The sequence below is a fragment of the Phyllobacterium sp. YR620 genome, assembly GCF_900104165.1.
GTDB classification, from domain to species: Bacteria; Pseudomonadota; Alphaproteobacteria; order Rhizobiales; family Rhizobiaceae; genus Phyllobacterium; species Phyllobacterium pellucidum.
Window position 1 is genome coordinate 77374 of sequence record NZ_FNJP01000001.1, and the last position, 17617, is coordinate 94990.

General features: G+C 59.6%; 17 protein-coding genes. 8 read left to right on the plus strand and 9 right to left on the minus strand.

Features of this window, described 5'->3' with window-relative positions; translation table 11 throughout:
* Nucleotides 1–38 precede the first annotated feature (38 nt).
* Nucleotides 39–1487 (plus strand): homospermidine synthase, encoded by a 1449-nt coding sequence (locus BLR72_RS00345; RefSeq protein WP_091943990.1) that lies wholly within the window; start codon nt 39–41, stop codon nt 1485–1487.
* A 198-nt stretch (nt 1488–1685) separates the two neighbouring features.
* Here the strand turns inward: BLR72_RS00345 and BLR72_RS00350 are convergent, their stop codons facing one another.
* Nucleotides 1686–2150, minus strand: a complete 465-nt coding sequence (locus BLR72_RS00350) for a GNAT family N-acetyltransferase (RefSeq protein ID WP_091943993.1) — start codon at nt 2148–2150, stop codon at nt 1686–1688.
* Nucleotides 2151–2317: 167 nt separating this feature from the next.
* On the opposite strand from BLR72_RS00350, the gene BLR72_RS00355 reads away from it, so the two are divergent.
* Together BLR72_RS00355 and BLR72_RS00360 are read left to right on the plus strand one after the other, a co-directional pair.
* On the plus strand, nt 2318–2704 hold the full coding sequence (locus BLR72_RS00355) for an outer membrane lipoprotein Omp10 (protein ID WP_091943996.1): 387 nt from the start codon (nt 2318–2320) through the stop codon (nt 2702–2704).
* Between the two features lie 111 nt (nt 2705–2815).
* Nucleotides 2816–4690: a 5'-nucleotidase C-terminal domain-containing protein gene (locus tag BLR72_RS00360; protein WP_091946360.1), complete on the plus strand. Its 1875-nt coding sequence runs from the start codon at nt 2816–2818 to the stop codon at nt 4688–4690.
* 231 nt (nt 4691–4921) lie between these two features.
* Here BLR72_RS00360 and BLR72_RS00365 read toward each other — a convergent pair whose 3' ends face one another.
* Nucleotides 4922–6091 carry a pyridoxal phosphate-dependent aminotransferase gene (locus BLR72_RS00365; RefSeq protein ID WP_091946365.1) on the minus strand — a complete coding sequence of 390 codons (1170 nt, stop codon included), beginning with the start codon at nt 6089–6091 and terminating at the stop codon, nt 4922–4924.
* Nucleotides 6092–6188: 97 nt separating this feature from the next.
* Here BLR72_RS00365 and BLR72_RS00370 point away from each other — a divergent pair, with 97 nt between their 5' ends.
* Both BLR72_RS00370 and BLR72_RS00375 read left to right on the plus strand, forming a co-directional pair.
* Nucleotides 6189–6863, plus strand: a complete 675-nt coding sequence (locus tag BLR72_RS00370) for a GNAT family N-acetyltransferase (protein WP_091943999.1) — start codon at nt 6189–6191, stop codon at nt 6861–6863.
* Nucleotides 6864–6933: 70 nt separating this feature from the next.
* Nucleotides 6934–7137, plus strand: a complete 204-nt coding sequence (locus tag BLR72_RS00375; protein WP_036812866.1) for a hypothetical protein — start codon at nt 6934–6936, stop codon at nt 7135–7137.
* Between the two features lie 13 nt (nt 7138–7150).
* Here the strand turns inward: BLR72_RS00375 and BLR72_RS00380 are convergent, their stop codons facing one another.
* The 4 genes from BLR72_RS00380 to BLR72_RS00395 all read right to left on the minus strand — a co-directional run bounded on the left by BLR72_RS00380 (nt 7151) and on the right by BLR72_RS00395 (nt 11091).
* Entirely contained in the window at nt 7151–8245 is a 1095-nt protein-coding gene (locus BLR72_RS00380; RefSeq protein ID WP_091944002.1) for a nickel/cobalt transporter, read from the minus strand.
* A gap of 14 nt (nt 8246–8259) precedes the next feature.
* Nucleotides 8260–8883, minus strand: coding sequence for a DUF1007 family protein (locus BLR72_RS00385; protein ID WP_244506629.1), 624 nt, complete (start codon nt 8881–8883; stop codon nt 8260–8262).
* 113 nt (nt 8884–8996) lie between these two features.
* Nucleotides 8997–9896, minus strand: coding sequence for a LysR family transcriptional regulator (locus BLR72_RS00390; protein ID WP_091944008.1), 900 nt, complete (start codon nt 9894–9896; stop codon nt 8997–8999).
* Between the two features lies 1 nt (nt 9897).
* On the minus strand, nt 9898–11091 hold the full coding sequence (locus BLR72_RS00395) for an amidase (protein ID WP_091944011.1): 1194 nt from the start codon (nt 11089–11091) through the stop codon (nt 9898–9900).
* Nucleotides 11092–11632: 541 nt separating this feature from the next.
* Here BLR72_RS00395 and odc2 point away from each other — a divergent pair.
* Together odc2 and BLR72_RS00405 are read left to right on the plus strand one after the other, a co-directional pair.
* Nucleotides 11633–12766 (plus strand): ornithine/lysine decarboxylase, encoded by a 1134-nt coding sequence (gene odc2 / locus BLR72_RS00400; RefSeq protein WP_091944014.1) that lies wholly within the window; start codon nt 11633–11635, stop codon nt 12764–12766.
* Nucleotides 12767–12846: 80 nt separating this feature from the next.
* A complete protein-coding gene (locus BLR72_RS00405) occupies nt 12847–13458 on the plus strand; it encodes a GNAT family N-acetyltransferase (RefSeq protein ID WP_091946368.1) in 612 nt (203 codons plus the stop codon).
* Between the two features lie 38 nt (nt 13459–13496).
* Here the strand turns inward: BLR72_RS00405 and BLR72_RS00410 are convergent, their stop codons facing one another.
* The 3 genes from BLR72_RS00410 to BLR72_RS00420 all read right to left on the minus strand — a co-directional run bounded on the left by BLR72_RS00410 (nt 13497) and on the right by BLR72_RS00420 (nt 16630).
* Nucleotides 13497–14111: an alpha/beta hydrolase gene (locus BLR72_RS00410; RefSeq protein WP_091944017.1), complete on the minus strand. Its 615-nt coding sequence runs from the start codon at nt 14109–14111 to the stop codon at nt 13497–13499.
* Between the two features lie 148 nt (nt 14112–14259).
* Nucleotides 14260–15678: an NADP-dependent phosphogluconate dehydrogenase gene (gndA, locus tag BLR72_RS00415; protein WP_091944020.1), complete on the minus strand. Its 1419-nt coding sequence runs from the start codon at nt 15676–15678 to the stop codon at nt 14260–14262.
* Nucleotides 15679–15796: 118 nt separating this feature from the next.
* Nucleotides 15797–16630 carry a MurR/RpiR family transcriptional regulator gene (locus BLR72_RS00420; protein ID WP_091944026.1) on the minus strand — a complete coding sequence of 278 codons (834 nt, stop codon included), beginning with the start codon at nt 16628–16630 and terminating at the stop codon, nt 15797–15799.
* A gap of 143 nt (nt 16631–16773) precedes the next feature.
* Here BLR72_RS00420 and BLR72_RS00425 point away from each other — a divergent pair, with 143 nt between their 5' ends.
* Nucleotides 16774–17580, plus strand: a complete 807-nt coding sequence (locus BLR72_RS00425; RefSeq protein ID WP_027229527.1) for an N-formylglutamate amidohydrolase — start codon at nt 16774–16776, stop codon at nt 17578–17580.
* Nucleotides 17581–17617 lie beyond the last annotated feature (37 nt).

Sequence of the window (17617 nt, forward strand, 5' to 3'; positions counted from 1 at the left end):
CCTCAATGATGGAGATCAAAATTAGGAGCACGAAAAAAATGGCGAAGGCTGAATGGCCTATACATGGAGAAATTACTGGTCCGATCGTGATGATTGGTTTTGGATCCATCGGTCGGGGTACCCTGCCCCTCATCGAACGCCACTTCAAATATGACAAATCCCGCCTGGTCGTTATCGACCCCAGCGATGCCAACAAGAAGCTGCTCGACGAGCGCGGCATCCGGTTTATCCAGCAGGCGATCACCAAGGACAATTACAAGACCATCTTGAAGCCCCTTCTTACCGAAGGCGGCGGGCAGGGCTTCTGTATCAATCTTTCCGTCGACACCTCTTCAGTCGATATCATGCATTTGTGCCGCAAGAACAACGCACTCTATATCGACACCGTGATCGAGCCGTGGATCGGCTTCTACTACGACAACGACATGGATAATGCTGACCGCACCAATTATGCGCTGCGCCAGACATTGCTGGCCGAGCGCAAGAAGCATCCGGGCGGACCGACCGCTGTTTCGTGCTGCGGCGCGAATCCCGGCATGGTGTCGTGGTTCGTCAAGCAGGGCCTGCTCGAACTCGCCCGCGATCTCGGCATCGAACATAGCGAACCGGCACGCGACGACCGAAAGGGCTGGGCCAAGCTGATGAGCAAGGTCGGCGTCAAGGGCATCCATATTGCCGAGCGCGATACGCAGCGCGCTGGCGACCCGAAGCCCTTCGGCGCATTCTGGAATACGTGGTCGGTCGAAGGGTTCATTTCCGAAGGCCTGCAGCCGGCCGAACTCGGCTGGGGCACCCACGAAAAGTGGATGCCGAAAAATGCGCGCAAGCAAAAGAAGGGCAACAAGGCGGCGATTTTCCTTGAGCAGCCTGGCGCCGACACGCGCATTCGCACCTGGTGCCCCACCGAAGGCGCGCAGTTCGGACTGCTGGTGACCCATAACGAATCGATCTCGATCGCGGATTTCTTCACCGTGCATGACAAGAAGGGCAAGGTTTCCTACCGTCCGACCTGTCATTATGCCTATCATCCCGCGAACGTCGCGACGTTGTCGCTCGACGAGATGTTCGGTGCCGCCGGCCAGCCGCAAGCGATCCAGCACGTGCTCGATGAATCTGAAATCGTCGATGGCGCCGATGAACTCGGCGTTTTGCTCTACGGCCATGAGAAGAACGCCTACTGGTACGGCTCGCAACTGACGATCGAGGAAGCGCGCAAGCTTGCCCCTTACCAAAACGCGACCGGACTTCAGGTCTCGTCGGCGGTCATGGCGGGAATGGTATGGGCGCTGGAAAATCCGGACGCCGGCATTGTCGAAGCCGACGAGATGGATTTCCGCCGCTGCCTCGAGGTGCAGACACCCTATCTCGGACCGCTCAAGGGTCACTATACGGACTGGACGCCGCTCCACAACCGACCGGGTCTGTTCAAGGAAAATCTCGACATGGATGATCCCTGGCAGTTCCGCAACATCCTCGTCCGCTCGTGACGCAAATGGCAGCCTCCGGGCTGCCGTTTTCATCCGCCTCCGAGCTTCATTCCCTCCCACCGCCGTCATCCCCGGGCCCTTGACCCGAGGATCCATCTTGCAAAAGAACCACCCGGCGAAGCCACCGGAAGAGGACAAGTAGAATCGGCCGCGCGTACGCAGCCCAAGTTATCCGTCTTCGCTCCCCGACCCTGGCCGTTACGACAAGTTCTTCACCATCGGTTGCGCGCTCATTCCTGCCCAGAATTCGGGCTCCCCAAAATCTTCATACCCACGCGATAGATAGAATTGGTGCGCCGTCCTCGTACTTGAAAGTAGCGCACGTGTTATCCTAAACGACTGCAAATAGGTTTCTAGATGCGACAGCATCGCCTTGCTGGCACCTCGAAACCGCGCCTCAGGGCTCACATAGTTCAAAGTGATTTCGCCTGACCGCATGACTGCGCCTACGCCCATGATACGTCCCCCTTCTTCGGCGACAACGACAAGTTGCTCGGCGGCATCGATCCATTTGCGGACATTCGCGTCGGTCTTGTTGGCCAGCCATGCCGAAAGCCGTTGCGAGTCGTTCGCGTGATCGTCATCACACAACTCTATTATGGATCGGCGAAGGACGCGGCAGGCATTGATCGCATCCTTGTCTGTCGCGGGTCGAACGATCATCTGGTCCTGAGCCTGGAAGCGTGTTTAGCCGGATGCATCTTGGAGTTGAATGTCTGGATGGAACAAAATGGTAGCCTCAAACACTTCCAATCTGCAATTAAACTTAGGTCTTGTTTCTGCTTGATTTTCACGGCATCTAGATATCCAGAACCATGGGAGAATATTGGATGAGACGTTTTTCGCTGCCCGTCGCCGTTACGTTTAGCCTTTCCCTTGCCGGCTGCATGAGCGGGTCCATGCAGGATGGCGCAGGCGTGCAGGTCGCCAAGCCGACGGACGCCGTCCAGGGCCAATGGTTCGACACCTCGGGCGTCGCCTTCTCGAATTTCAACGGCGGCGTCTTCGAGACCCGCGCCAACGACACCAAGGAAAAACTCGCTGAAGGCAATTATCGCTTCGCCTCGGCCAATCTGATAGAGATCAACATGCGCTCGCTCGCGCGCGGCACGCAGTCCAAGGTGAATTGCGCCCTCGTCAGCACCGGCCAGCTCAACTGCACCTCGTCCAGCGGCCAGCAATTCTCGCTGACGCGGCGCGGCCCGCAAACGGGCTGAGGCCGAAACATTCGACCAATTGCTCGATTGCATGGCGGTCAAAGGAATGAAACCATTGCTCATCAACCGATGCTCCGCGCCGATCTGGAGCCAGTCAACCGGGAGCAGATCATGTCCGGAATTTTTGCCCGACTTCTCGTTGCAACTTCAGTGCTTGGCCTGTCGGCCGGTGCGGCGATGGCCGACTATACGCTCAACATCCTGCATATCAACGACCAGCATTCGCGCATTGAGCCGATCAACAAGTACGATTCGACCTGCTCGGCTGAAGAAACGGCCAAGAACGAGTGCTTCGGCGGTATAGCCCGGGTCAAGGCCAAGATCGACGAGCGCCGCGCCGCGCTGTCGAAGGATGGCGGCAACGTCATCGTCCTCGATGCCGGCGACGAATTCCAGGGTTCACTGTTCTACACGACCTACAAGGGCGACGACACCGCCGAATTCATGAACCAGATGGGCTTCGACGCGATGGCCCTCGGCAACCACGAATTCGACGACAAGCCGGAGAGCCTTGCGAAATTCCTCGAAAAGGTGAAGTTTCCGGTCATTTCCAGCAATACGGAAGCCGCGCCGGATTCGCCGATCGCCGGCAAATTCAAACCCTATCTCATCAAGGAAATTGGCGGCCAGAAGATCGGCATCATCTCTGCCTTGACAACCGATACGACGGAAATATCCAGCCCTGGCCCGAGCGTGAAATTCGCGAATGAAGCCGAGACGCTGCAGAAGGTTGTCGACACCCTCAAGGGCGAAGGCGTCAACAAGATCATCGCACTCAATCACGATGGCTATCTCAGGGACAAGGAATTGGCGGCGCAGGTCGACGGTATCGACGTCATCGTCGGCGGCCACAGCCACACGCTGCTCTCCAACACCGATCCCGAAGCAATCGGCCCTTATCCGACGCTGGTCAAGAGCCCTTCCGGCCGCGACGTGCCGATCGTCCAGGCCAAATCCTATTCGAAATATCTCGGCGAACTCAAGGTGACCTTCGACGACGAGGGCAATGTCATCAAGAGCGAGGGCGCGCCTATCCTTCTCGACTCGAGCGTGACGCCTGACCCGGCCTTCGCCGCTCGCATCAAGGAACTTGCCCAGCCAATCGAGGAATTGAAATCGCGCAAGGTCGGCGAATCGACCGGCGTGATCGAAGCCGCCCGCGAGGTGTGCCGCGCCCGCGAATGCAGCATGGGTAATCTCGTTGCCGATGCCATGCTGGACCGAGTCAAGAGCCAGGGCGTGACGATCGCCATCATCAATGGCGGCGGCCTGCGTGCCTCGATCGATGCGGGCGACGTGACCATGGGCGAAGTGCTGACCGTGCTGCCGTTCCAGAATACGTTGGCGACATTCCAGTTGCGCGGATCGGATGTCGTTGCCGCACTCGAAAATGGTGTCAGCCAGATCGACCAGGGCGCGGGGCGCTTCCCGCAGGTAGCCGGTCTGAAATACACATTCGACATATCAAAGCCGGTCGGCAGCCGCATCTCCGATATAGCGGTGATGCAGGGCGACAGCTTTCGGCCGCTCGATCCTGGCGCAACCTATGGCGTGGTTTCGAACAATTACATGCGCGCCGGCGGCGACGGCTACAAAATCTTCTCGACGAATGCCATCAACGCTTATGATTACGGTCCGGGACTGGAACTCGTTCTTGCCGATTATCTCGGTCAGCACGTCCCCTACAAACCCTATACGGATGGGCGCATAACGATGGCGGCGGCCGCGCCGGGCGTCGATCCGGTGCCAGCGGCCCCAGCGCCGCCCGAAACGCCGAAGGCGCCCGAACCGGCAAAGCCGGCGGCGCAAACCACCGCCAACCATCATCCGGACAGCTATACGATCAAGCGCGGCGACAATTTCTGGGAGATTGCCGAGGAGATTTACGGCAAGGGCATCGAATGGAAAAAGCTTGCCGGAGCCAATCCCGGGATGAAACCGATGAAGCTGCCGATCGGCGCGCAAATGAAGGTGCCCGGCCTATAGCCTAATTGTACATGACCGCACATGAAGTGGATCCTCGGGACAAGAGCCCGAGGACGATGGACGGACGCTGACGGCGGATGACGGCAGTGCTGGGACAATAGCCGAGAATGACGGCAGTGGCGGTAGGTGAGGGCCGATGACGGCAGTGCAGGTCGAAGCAAAGATCACGGCGGGATATCAAAAGAATCCCACCCTCCCGCGCCCGTTCAAGGACGCTGACAAATCTCTGCCCTACTTCGCCAGGAACTTCTCGATCCGCTCAATAGCGCGCAGGATGTTCTCTTCCGAGTTGGCATAGGAAAGGCGCACATATCCTTCGCCGAGAATGCCGAAATCCGGCCCTCCGATCAGTGCGACGCCTGCCTCCTCGAGCAGGGCTGACGCCAGCTGTTTGGCCGGCCAGCCCGTTTCCTTGACATTTGGAAAGGCATAGAAAGCGCCCTTCGGCGTCGCGCAACTGATGCCGGGCAGGCTGTTCAGCCCGTCGACGACAATGCGCCGGCGATTGTCGAAGGCCCGGCACATCTTTTCGACATCGTCCTGCGGTCCGTCGATGGCGGCGATGCCGGCATATTGGCTCGGCGCGTTCACACAGGACCAGCAATTGACCGCGAGCTTGCGCACCTTGTCGTAAAGCTGCTCCGGCCAGATCGACCAGCCCATGCGCCAGCCGGTCATCGCCCATGTCTTGGACCAGCCGTTGAGCACGATCAGGCGGTCGCGGATGGATGGGAAGGTCAAGAGCGAGAGATGCTCCTCGCCATCATAGGTCATGACGTCATAGATTTCGTCCGACATGATCGCAACATGAGGGTGGGCTTCGAGACCCTTCACCAGCTTTTCGATTTCCGCGCGGGGCGTAACGCCGCCGGTCGGATTGGCCGGCGAGTTGAGGATCAGGAGACGCGTCTTCGGCGTGATCAGCGCCAGCGTTTCATCCGCCGAAAAGGCAAATCCGTTCTCTTCCCGTATCGGGACGGGAACAGGCTTGGCGCCGGTGAACTCGATCATGGAGCGATAGATCGGAAAACCCGGATCGGGATAGAGGATCTCGGCGGCAGGTTCGCCAAAGATCATGATCGCAGCAAACATCGTCACCTTGCCGCCAGGGACGATGATGATGTTGTCCGGAGAGACTTCGATGCCGGTCGTTGTCAGCGTGCGTCGTGCCACGGCCTCGCGCGCTGCGACGAGGCCCGTGGCGGGCGTATAGCCATGGTGACCATCGCGCAGCGCCTTTATTGCGGCGTCCACAATGTGGGCGGGCGTTTTGAAGTCCGGCTGGCCAATGCCGAGATTGATGATGTCCTTGCCCTGGGCGCCCAGAGCAGTCGCGCGTGCCAGCACGGCAAATGCATTCTCTTCACCGATGCGGTCAAACCCCGGAATAGTGCGCAGCATATTCTTGTCCCACATACAATTTTCAACTTCTGCTTTGTGCTTTGAGTACAGTAACAAGTCAAACATTCTGGATGACGCTGAGCGAGCAAATTTCACCATGACCAACCTGACGACCTGGACACCCCGGCCCGTGCCTGCGCGCGAACCCCTCGAAGGGCGTTTAGCCCGCCTCGAACCGCTGGATCCGGCAAAACACGGCGACGGCCTCTTCGAGGCATCGAGCGTCACTGACGCCACCGACCGTTTCCGCTATCTGTTTGAGGCTCCGCCCGAGAGCCGCGCGGCTTTCGATGAATGGCTGGAAAAGGTTGCCGCGAGCAAGGACCCCCTGTTCTTTGCCGTCATCGACAAGGCGAGCGGCAAGGTTGCCGGGCGCCAGACGCTGATGCGCATCGATCCGGTCTTCGGCGTGATCGAAATCGGCAATATCTATTGGGGCCCGCTGATCTCGCGCAAGCCCGCGGCCACCGAAGCGCAATATCTGTTCATGGCCTATATTTTCGACGAACTCGGCTACCGGCGCTATGAGTGGAAGTGCAACAATGCCAATGAGCCCTCCAAACGATCGGCAGAACGCTTTGGCTTCAAGTTCGAAGGCATTTTCCGCCAGCATATGGTGCAAAAGGGCAAGAACCGCGATACGGCGTGGTTCTCGATCATCGACAGCGAATGGCCGGCGCTGAAGGCCGCCTACCAGAAATGGCTTTCACCGGAGAATTTCGATGCCGCGGGCAAGCAGATCAAGCGGCTCGAAGAGTTCCGCGCTGCGTGAAAGCGCCCCTTGCATAAATACGTGCTGCCGCTACAAACCTGCCAACAGCAATCGAGGCGTTTGAAGCGTGATGGATCCGAAAACCCGTAGTGCCGCCATCGCGGCTGCCTGCATCATGTTTGGTTTTGGCATTGTCGCCTATTTCATGCCGACACTGATGCTGGCGCTTGGCGAGCGATCGGCACCGGCCGCCGGAATCCTTGCCGTCGTCTTCGTTGCCGGTTTCTTCGTCGTGTTCTGGCTGCGTGCCAGGCGACAGCACAAGGACGACTGATCTCGAGCAAGCTCTAGAACCGCAGCGATGCGGTCAGGAGCAGGATGCCAAAGAGCACGATGAAGAGTGCCCCGGCAACTTCGATAATGTTCTGGACCCGACCGGAAAGCGCGGAGGCGCCCGAAACCCTCAGCGCGACATTCTTTGCCGTCACTGCCAGTGTGGCGAGGACCGCGACGGTGATGAACGTTCCGAGCGCCATTGCGAACACCGAAAGCACACCGCCGAGAACAAGCCCGTTGAGCAGGGAAAAGGTAAGGACGATCAGCGCGCCCGAACAGGGACGCAAACCGACGGCAACGATCGCCGCCCAGGCTGTCTTCCAGTTGAACTCCCCCGCAAGCATGGCAGGGTCCGGCGCGTGCGAATGCCCACAGGTCTCGCACACGTCGCCTTCGGCATGATGATGGTGACCATGAGCATGATGATGTTCATGATCGTGTCCGGCATGGGCATGGTGCACGTGATCATGCTGGTGATGGGCGTGATGACCATGGTCGTGATGGTGGTGATGATGATCGGGGGCGAGTACGGCAGTGCCGTCGCCGTGTGCCACGAGCTGAGCTACGCGCGGGCGAAACAGCTGCGGAACCTTGCGCCAGAGCAATAAAAGGCCGAAGGCGATAATCAGTACGAAGCTCCCGATCTCCATGTAGCGCGCCGCGTCGTTCATCGAAACCGTGGTGCCGCGTAGCACCAGAAATGTCAGGCCGATGATGAAGAGCGCGGTGAACGCCTGCAGCATGGATGACGCAAAAGAGAGGAGCACGCCACGCCGCAAGGTCGTCTCATTGGCCAACATGTAGGAGGAGATGACAGCCTTGCCATGTCCCGGGCCGACGGCATGGAGGATACCGTAGAGGAATGACAGGCCGACGAGGATCGACACTTGCCAAGGATCCTCGCGCATGCCTTTCAGGGCGTGGGTCATGGCGAGATAGAAATTGCGCTGCTGGATGTTTATCCAGAGGATGAGCTCGGCGAACGGCCCTGTCGGCTGCATGGCAACCTCGTTTGAGCCGATTCCGAGCGAGGAGGTCTGGGCGAGGGCGTGCCCGCCGACAAGAACAAGGACTGCCAGGGTACCCACCAGGGTGCGTTTGCGCATGGTCTATCCTTCACTCAGCCCTTGGGGCATTCGATTTCCAGCCGGGTCGCAAAGATCTTCGACATGTTGGTCCCTGTTGGATCGTTGAAAAAGGCATCGGTCAGCGTTGCCTGGTTGGCGGCGATCGCTTCGTCGGGGTCCGGACGGACCACCTTATGCGTGCAGCCGGAGGGCACGCCTGTGACATGGATGTCCGTGTCGTTCACATAGTCGATTGCGGTATAGAATGTCGGGTCATAGACGCCGAAACTGGTCTTCTTGCCGAGCTTCAGCGGCTGCTTTGGCGCACTCTCGAAGATGATTAGCAACTGGTTGTTCTGAAAGTCCGCGATGAGGTGCTGTGGCGCTCCCATGGCAATCTGCTTGCCATCGAGCGTGACGGACTGGAAATAGTCGTATTCCGATATCGACGCGTTGATCGTCGAGGCGAGTTCCGTCAGTTCCTTTTCGTCGAGTTTCATGTCCGCGTTCTTGTCGAACTCGACCAGCACCGTACTTGAAAATATGTCGTCGAAACGCCAGACGTGGCCGAGCTTTTCAACGGTCCCATCGGGCTTGATCGACACATCCAGGCGCGCTTCGGCAAAGACATGCGGGTGCACATAGGCAGGGGTGGCAAAGGTCATTCCCGCCGCCATTGCGCCGATAAAAACCGCGAATCTCTGCTGCATGAAAAGCCTTTCGTGAGTTGCGCTAAGGGATATGCCGAAATTGGCGAAATTGGGACGATATAATATAACATTTAACAAAACTAAGAGCGGCGATTGTCCTTGAACCACTTGGCGAGATAATCGACGAGAACGCGCACCTTTGCAGGCAGGTAGCGGCGGTGCGGATAGACCGCATGAATGCCGGCATCGCGTGGAATGAATTGCTCAAGAACGCTGACCAGCCTGCCGCTATCAATATCCGCCTGGGCCACAAAATCCGGCAGCAGGGCAAAGCCGAGGCCGGCAAGGGCGGCCCGGCGCGTTGAAAGCGGACTGTTGATTTCGATCGGCCCCGATACCTGGACGGATAGCGGTGCGCCGTCTTCATTCAGGAATTGCCAGGTATTGCGCGAGCGATTGTTCGTATCGACAAGGCAGGGCAGGGAGGCGAGAAGCTCGGGGCGCTCAGGGCGTCCCAGCCGCTCGATCAGGTCCGGCGAACCACAGGCAATGACATGGAAGGGTGCAAGGCGCTTGGCTATAAGCGAGGAGTCCTGCATGCGGGTGATGCGGATGGCAAGGTCGAACCCTTCTTCCACAAGGTCGACGAAGCGGTCGTCCAGCCGCACGTCGAGGACGATATCCGGCTGCTCGGCACAAAAGTCGATGAGGCACTGGCCGATCTCGGCATCGGCAAAGGTACGCGGCGCGGATATCTTGATGCGGCCCTTGATATCGCTGCTCGATTCGCGCACCGCCTCCTGCAGGCTTTCGACTTCGCGCAGAATTTCGCTGGCGCGCTGGTAGTATGTGTGCCCGGCTTCGGTCAGCGAGAACTGCCGCGTGGTGCGATTGAGGAGCAGCGCTCCGAGTTCATCTTCAAGTTCCCGCACATATTTCGAAAGCAGGGCCTTGGAACGTCCGATCTTGCGCGCCGCCGCCGAAAAGCCCTCGGCCTCGACCACGTCGATGAAAGCCCGCATGCGGGTGAGCGTGTCCATCTCAGATCGCCGTTGCCGATGTGTCGAGAATGGCCCGGCCGAGCCGGATAAGCGCGCGGTCGCTGTTCTTCGGTCCAAGCAGCGATATGCCGAAAGGTGCGCCGTGCACCTTGCCTAGCGGCAAGGTGATCTGCGGGAAGCCGGAGAGGGGCGACAGGCAAAGGAGATGCAGCATTCGCTCGCGATGGGTCTGTAGATCGTCGAAGGCTGCGGCGGCCAGCGGCGCCGCGCCGGGCACAGTTGGCAGGATGAGGACGCCATCGTCGCGCAAAAGGTCGCCGAGTTCGGAACGGAAAAGATCGCGGCGGCGCGTCTGCGTATCGTAGGTGGCCCGGTCGATCTTTGAGCTATATTCGAAACGCTCACGCACGCCCGGTCCAAGGCCGCGATCCTTGGCGGCGATCCATGCGCCATGCGCCTGCCAGACCTCGAAACCCTGTATCTGGCGAAAACACAGATATAGATCGTCCATTGATGCGGTCGGCTGGCGTGCGGAACGGGCTTGGCCCAGATGGGCGCAAACGGTGGCGTACATTTTTCTGTAGGCGGCATCCTCTGCCTCGCCGATCAGAAAATGTTCGAGCAGCGGGATGAAAAGCGGGCGCGTCAGCTTGAAGTCCTGCGCGTCGGCGCCAAGAAGGACAGCTCCGACTTTTTCGTAAAGCGCAATATCCTTGGCGAACCAGCCGAAGACGTCGAGCGAAGGCGCGAGCGGCAATGCACCTTCGAGGGTGATACGCCCATGCGTCGTCCGCAAGCCCGGGAGCCCGCAAAAACTTGCCGGTGCGCGGATCGAACCGCCAGTATCGGAGCCCGCTGCGATGGTGACCAGACCGCCGGCAACGGCGGAGACTGAACCTGACGACGATCCTCCGGTCACGCGGTCGGGTGCTGCCGGATTGACCGGATGCGGGAAATGGGCGTTCTGGCCAAGCAGCGAGAAGGCGAATTCGTCCGTCTGGGATTTTCCCGCGAGTTTCGCCCCGTTGTCGAGCAACATCTGGATGGCTGGCGCCGTGTGCATGGCAGGGGGTGATTCGGCCGCTTTTTGCGGGTTGCCACCGCCCGTTACCATCCCGGCCACATCAAAAATGTCCTTTACGGCGAGCGTCTCGCCGGTCAGAGGCCCGCGACCCGAAGCAAGCGCGGGTAACGGAACGTCGAGCAGGGCATTCAGGGGCGGAATAGTGTGCATCGTTCAGTGATTCTAGGCCATTTCCGTCACGTTGTTCAACGAATAAAAAAATTGGCCTTGCCGCAGAATTTTCATTGATTGGACACATCTTTCACCTTATATGGCGCTTGCCCAAAGTCGCACGTGCCTGTGGGTGTCCGCCGATCTTCATAATGGTGAAGAAACGGTATGGTACCTGGAACTAACCCCTCCAGTCAGTTTAGCGGCCTACTGCTGAACTGAGGACATCTTGAAGCAACGACGGTGCGGGCCTTTCTGGTGTCTTCCGGCTGTCCATAAGCCGGGATTACTGAAGAGGCACACCTTCATTGCCTGTAGTGCGGATGGGTACATCCAAGCCAAGGCAGACAAAGCGGATTTACGCTGGTTTCAGCGTCGGTCCATCGCCGCATGAAAAGTCTCGTGGTTTCAGCATCTCCAAAGGCTGGCCTCACGCACGACCGACTCATGCACTTTGTCCCTGCGGTACATCGGGCGCGTCCCATGAAACCGCGACTTGCTCAAGGCGGCCGCAAGTGCCGCTACGGATTGGAGACCCAAGATGGCTACGCAGCGCATCCTCGACTTCATCAACACCCGACGCCCGAACGGCCCCTGCCTCGTCGTCGATCTTGAAGTCATTCGGGAAAATTTCCACAATTTCGAAATGGCTCTGCCGGAGTCGAAGATTTTCTATGCGGTGAAGGCAAATCCCGCGCCTGAGATCCTGCGCCTGCTCGCCTCGCTTGGCTCGAGCTTCGATACGGCTTCCGTGGCCGAAGTCGAAATGGCTCTGGACGCCGGCGCAACGGCGGACCGCATTTCGTTCGGCAACACGATCAAGAAGGAGCGCGACATCGCACGTGCCTTCGAACTCGGCATCCGTCTCTTCGCCGTCGATTGCGTCGAGGAAGTTGAAAAGGTTGCCCGCGCTGCTCCAGGTTCGCGTGTGTTCTGCCGCGTTCTGACCGATGGTGCCGGCGCCGAATGGCCGCTGTCGCGCAAGTTCGGCTGCGTTCCGGCGATGGCTGTCGACGTCCTGCGCGCTGCGCAGAAGCTCGGCCTCGACTCCTATGGCGTTTCTTTCCATGTCGGCTCGCAGCAGACGGATCTCTCCGCCTGGGATCGTGCGCTTGGCGATGCAAAGCAGGTTTTCGATGCGCTTGCCAAGGAAGGCATCACGCTGAAGATGGTCAACATGGGCGGCGGTTTCCCGACCCGTTACCTCAAGGACGTGCCGACCGCACAGGCCTACGGCCAGGCGATCTTCCAGGCGCTGAGCCGTCACTTTGGCAATCGCCTGCCCGAGACGATCATCGAGCCCGGCCGCGGCATGGTCGGCAATGCCGGCGTCATCAAGGCCGAGGTCGTTCTCGTCTCGAAGAAGGCGGACAACGACAATGTGCGCTGGGTCTATCTCGACATCGGCAAGTTCGGCGGTCTTGCCGAGACTATGGACGAAGCGATCCGTTATCAGATCACTACGCCGCGTGATGGCGATCACAATGCGCCTTGCGTTCTCGCCGGCCCGACCTGCGATAGCGCCGACGTGCTGTACGAGAAGAACCCCTATCCGCTGCCGATCTCGCTGACCATTGGCGACGAGGTGCTGATCGAGGGAACGGGCGCTTACACAACGACTTACTCGGCGGTTGCCTTCAACGGCTTCGAACCACTCCGATCATACGTCATCTGATCGGGCATCGCCCGATCGTGGGATTTGGCCGGCAATTTGCCGGCCTTGATGACGCCCATGATTGAAGATTGGTCAAGAAGATGAACGCAGTAGATTTCAACCAGAACCTGCACGTCCAAGGCGCACAGGCCTATACGATACGCAACGAGACGGCGCAGGACGAGGCGGCGCGCGAGGCGCTGCTCGACCGCGCCATGGGCGAGGGACGTCGCCGCAAGTCTTCCGAAAAGTTGCGGCGTGGGCGCCTGCCTTCCGAAGGCCTCGCCTTTGTCGCACGCGGCGACGACGGCATGCTGCTCGGTTCGGTACGGCTGTGGGATATTCAGGCGGGTCATGACGCAGCTGGCAAGCCGGTGCGCGCGCTCCTGCTCGGACCGCTCGCCGTCGAACCCGCACTCAAGGGTCACGGCATCGGCGTTGCCCTGATGCGCCATGGCATCAGCGAGGCCGCTCGCCTTGGTCACGGCGCGATCATCCTCGTCGGCGATCCGGAATATTATGAGCGCTTCGGCTTTGAGGGCGAGAAGACGGCGCTGCTTGCCATGCCCGGCCCAGTCGAGCGCCGCCGGTTCCTGGCGCTTGAACTCAAGCCCGGCCACCTTGCGGGTGCACACGGCCTTTTGTCGCCGCGCGGTCGCAAGCCGTCACGTGCAACACAGGCGGCGCCGGTTTCCCTGCGCTTTTCGATGTAGCCGCGAGAGCCCCCTCCATCAGAGGGGGCCAGGCATTGTCAGGCAAATTCCCTAACGAAACGCTCGATGGCGGTGACTTCGCTCTGCTGAATCTCGTGGCCGCCCGGATGCCAGACGAGCTCGGCATCAACGCCCTGCGCCGTCAGGTAATCCGCAAACGCCTGCGTCAGCGCGGGCGGACAGATCGGGTCGCGCTGTCCGGCCGTGATGAGCACATGCTTGCCCTTGAGCGCCGGCTGCGGCGCCGGTTGCCACGGGATGAGCGGATGCAGCAGCACCGCTGCATCGAAGAGATCGGGCTGCGACAATAGGGCTGAGGCAAGAATATTGGCGCCATTGGAATAGCCAAGGCCAATGAGCTTCGAAGGCCGGGCTTCAGATTTGTGAGCACGGATGAAATCGGCAATAGCCGTGGTGCGCCGGGCGAGATCGTCCATATCGTAGACGCCTTCGCCCGTGCGGCGGAAGAACCGGGCTGCGCCATGTTCGGAGACATCGCCGCGCGGCGAGACGATGCCGGCTTCAGGAAGCAGCCCGCGGCCGAAATCGAAGAACTGGTTCTCGTCGCCGCCGGTGCCGTGGAAAACGAAAAACAGCGGCTTGCCCGATTCCCCTGCTTTATGAATGCGTTGATGATAGCTGCTGACTGACATGATCCGTCACTCCGGCGCGGTATTTACCGGCCCTCTTGTTGCGTTACATGCCTGCTATATGTCGCCGAACCGGGCGTGCTTAAACCCGGCTTCCGCTTGATGGATTGTCGCCGTCCCGTAGACAATGGCGGCGCGACGACGCCAAAAATTAATCGACGTCCGACCAGGGGCCGTGGAAGTCACCTTCCTGATCGAGCCGCTTGAAGCCATGCGCCCCGAAGAAATCGCGTTGCGCCTGAATGACATTGGCCGTGCCGCGTTGCTGCCGGTAACCGTCGAAATAATTGAGCGCGGCGGACAAAGCAGGTGTCGGCAGACCGGCGAGCGCCGCTTCCGCGACCACCTTGCGCAGGGATGCCGACCCGGTTTTCATGCGCTCGACGAATGCAGGCGCCAGGAGCAGGTTCTTGCCCTCGCTGCCTTCGAAGGCGGCAGCGATCTCGTCAAGAAATTGCGAGCGGATGATGCATCCTGCGCGCCAGATACGGGCAGTTGTCGCCAGCGGGACGTTCCAGCCATTCTCTTTCGAAGCGCCTGCCATGACTTCGAAGCCCTGCGCATAGGCCGCAATCTTTCCGGCAAGCAGTCCGTCTTCAAGCGCGTCGATAAACTCGGCATCATGGACGAGCTTTCTACCGCCAAGCAGATCGCCATAGGCGTCCGCGGCCAGCTTGCGCTCACCGACCAGCGAAGAGATCGAACGCGCCGCGACCGCCGCTTCGATCGCCGTTGCCGGGATGCCCAGCATCTGCGCCTCGATGGCGGCCCAGCGGCCCGTGCCCTTCTGGCCGGCGCTATCGAGGATGACATCGACTGCGGGCTTGCCGGTATCTTTGTCAGTGGCCGCAAGAACCTTGGCAGTGATCTCGATGAGGTACGAGTTGAGCGGGCCTTCGTTCCATTTCTCGAAAATCCTGCCGATGGCATCCGGCGCAAGGCCAAGGCCGTCGCGCAATATGCCGTAGACCTCGGCGATCATCTGCATATCGGCATATTCGATACCGTTATGGATGGTCTTGACGAAATGACCGGCGCCATCGGGCCCGAGCAGCGCCGAGCAGGACTCGCCCTTGTACTTCGCCGATATGGCCGTGAGCACCGGCTCGATGCGAGCATAGGATTCGGGTGTGCCGCCCACCATGATCGAGGGACCATGGCGCGCGCCTTCCTCGCCGCCAGAAACACCCATACCGACGAAGGTCGGATCATTGGGGCCGAGCGCGGCCAGGCGGCGCACCGTGTCATGGAAATTGGCATTGCCGGCGTCGATGATGATGTCGTCCTTGGCGAGGAACGGCTTAAGGGCAGCGGTCTGCTCGTCGACGGCCTCGCCAGCCTTGACCATCAGGATGATAGGACGCGGCGCCCTGATGTTCTTCGCAAGGTCTTCGAGCGTTTCGCAAGGAACTATCTTGTCCTTCAGGTCGCCGGCGTCCTCGTAGAACTGGTGGGTCTTTGCAACCGTCCGGTTGAAGACCGCGACGCGATAACCGTTCTCGGCAATATTGAGCGCCAGGTTGGCGCCCATGACGCCAAGGCCGATCAATCCGATGTCAGCTTGCTGCATGATATTTGTCCTTGATCAATCCGATAATGTTTTTCAGCGCAGGCACGCGCCTGGCGGGCCTGCTTGGCCGGGAACCGCATTTGTATATCAATCGGGCGAGGGGGCAATGCCCCGCCTGTCATTTGTCGCGCAGTTGCTCCATGTCGCGTATACGGTTGGCGCTGCTTTTTTCGAGCTTGCGCGTCACTTCGGCGATCAGGGTCTCGGCGACGAGAAACAGCGTCGCGGACGAATCCCATGGCGATGGGACCGCGGTGCGGCCGGCGATCACGTGCCGTGCAAAGCGCGCAATCGGCGAGAGCCACTGGTCGGTGATCAGCACGATTTCCACGCCCCGAGCCTGTGCCTTTTCGGCAAAGCGGATGAGGCTGTCCTGATAGCGCCGAATGTCGAAAATGACGAGGACGTCCTTCTTGCCCATATCGATCAGCTGATCGCGCCAATGGCTTTCCTGGCCGGTAAGATGCGTTACGCCCGGACGCGTTATTTTGAGGTGTGCGGCCATATAGCGGGCAATTGGATCGGTAAAGCGCCCGCCAAGCAGGTAGATGCGGGCGCGTGCGCGGCTGATCGCCTCGACGACATCGCCGAGCTGCTGCACGGAAAGATGCTGGAACGTTTCGCGGATATTGTCGATCGCGGCTTCCATCAACGGAAATTCGGCGCTGTTATTGCTCGCCTGGATGGTTGCCGCGCGGTTCCAGGGCGACTGCAACTGCGCAGCAAGCTCCTCCTGGAGCGCGCCCTGGAATTCCGGGTAGCTCTGGAAGCCAAGGCGCGAGACAAATCGAAGTATTGTGGGTGAACTCACGCCCGCCTGAGTCGAAAATTCAGCGACCGTTCGCAGTCCGATCAACGGATAGTTGGCGACAAGGGTCTGTGCTGCCTTGCGCTCCGAGGTCGACATGTTGTCGATTCTTTCGGCGATCAGCTCGGAAATGCTGGTCTGCATCGGTGCTTCCCCATCTTCGCCGCCAATATCCGCTGGAACGTAAATTCGGATTTGACAAATTTTATCGTTGTGTATCAAATCATACGCGAGTGGAAACAAAAATACAAAATGTAACGTAAATTACAGCTTGCCAGAGAGCCGCAATGGGAATGTCGCAGGCAACGGTAAAAAGCGAGGATGTGGTTCGCGTGTCTAACGCGGATGGCGCCGGCCCGTTCATCATTTTATGCGATCACGCGTCCAATCACATTCCCGAAGGCTATGGCACGCTTGGACTCAAGCCGATCGACCTGAAGCGGCATATTGCCTGGGATCCCGGCGCCATCGGCGTAAGCATGGTGATGAGCAGCCTTCTCGATGCGCCGCTGGTCGAATCCTGCGTGTCTAGGCTGATCATCGATTGCAATCGCCCGCTGGATGCTCCCGATCTTATTCCTTCGCTGAGCGAATCAACGGCAATTCCGGCCAATGCCGAATTGAGCGAGGAAGAGAAACAAAGGCGAATTGGCATTTCGCATCGACCCTATCACTCAGCGATCGAGGATCTGGCGCGTGCACGTGCCGCCAAGGGTCTGCCCGACCCGATCTATGTCGCCGTGCATTCCTTTACGCCGGTCTACCGGGGCATTCCGCGGCCCTGGGACATCGGCATCATCCACGATGCCGACGACCGGATCGCCGCACCGCTCATTGCCGGCCTTGAGGCGCTGACGCAATTTTGCGTCGGGGTCAACGAGCCCTATTCGCCGGCGGATCGCGTCTATTACACTTTGGAGCGGCACGCGTCCGCTCTCGGGTTTCCGGCAGTGATGATCGAGATCCGCAACGATCTCATCACCACCGCTCAAAAAGAAATGGCCTGGGGCGAAACGCTCTCAAGGCTGCTTAGGGAGATTGTGGAGCGGCCGCTTGCGCAAGCGGCGAGCTCACCAAAAACGGGGACGGCATAGACAAGACCTACGGAGTAGCGCTCGCGAGTATCTGACG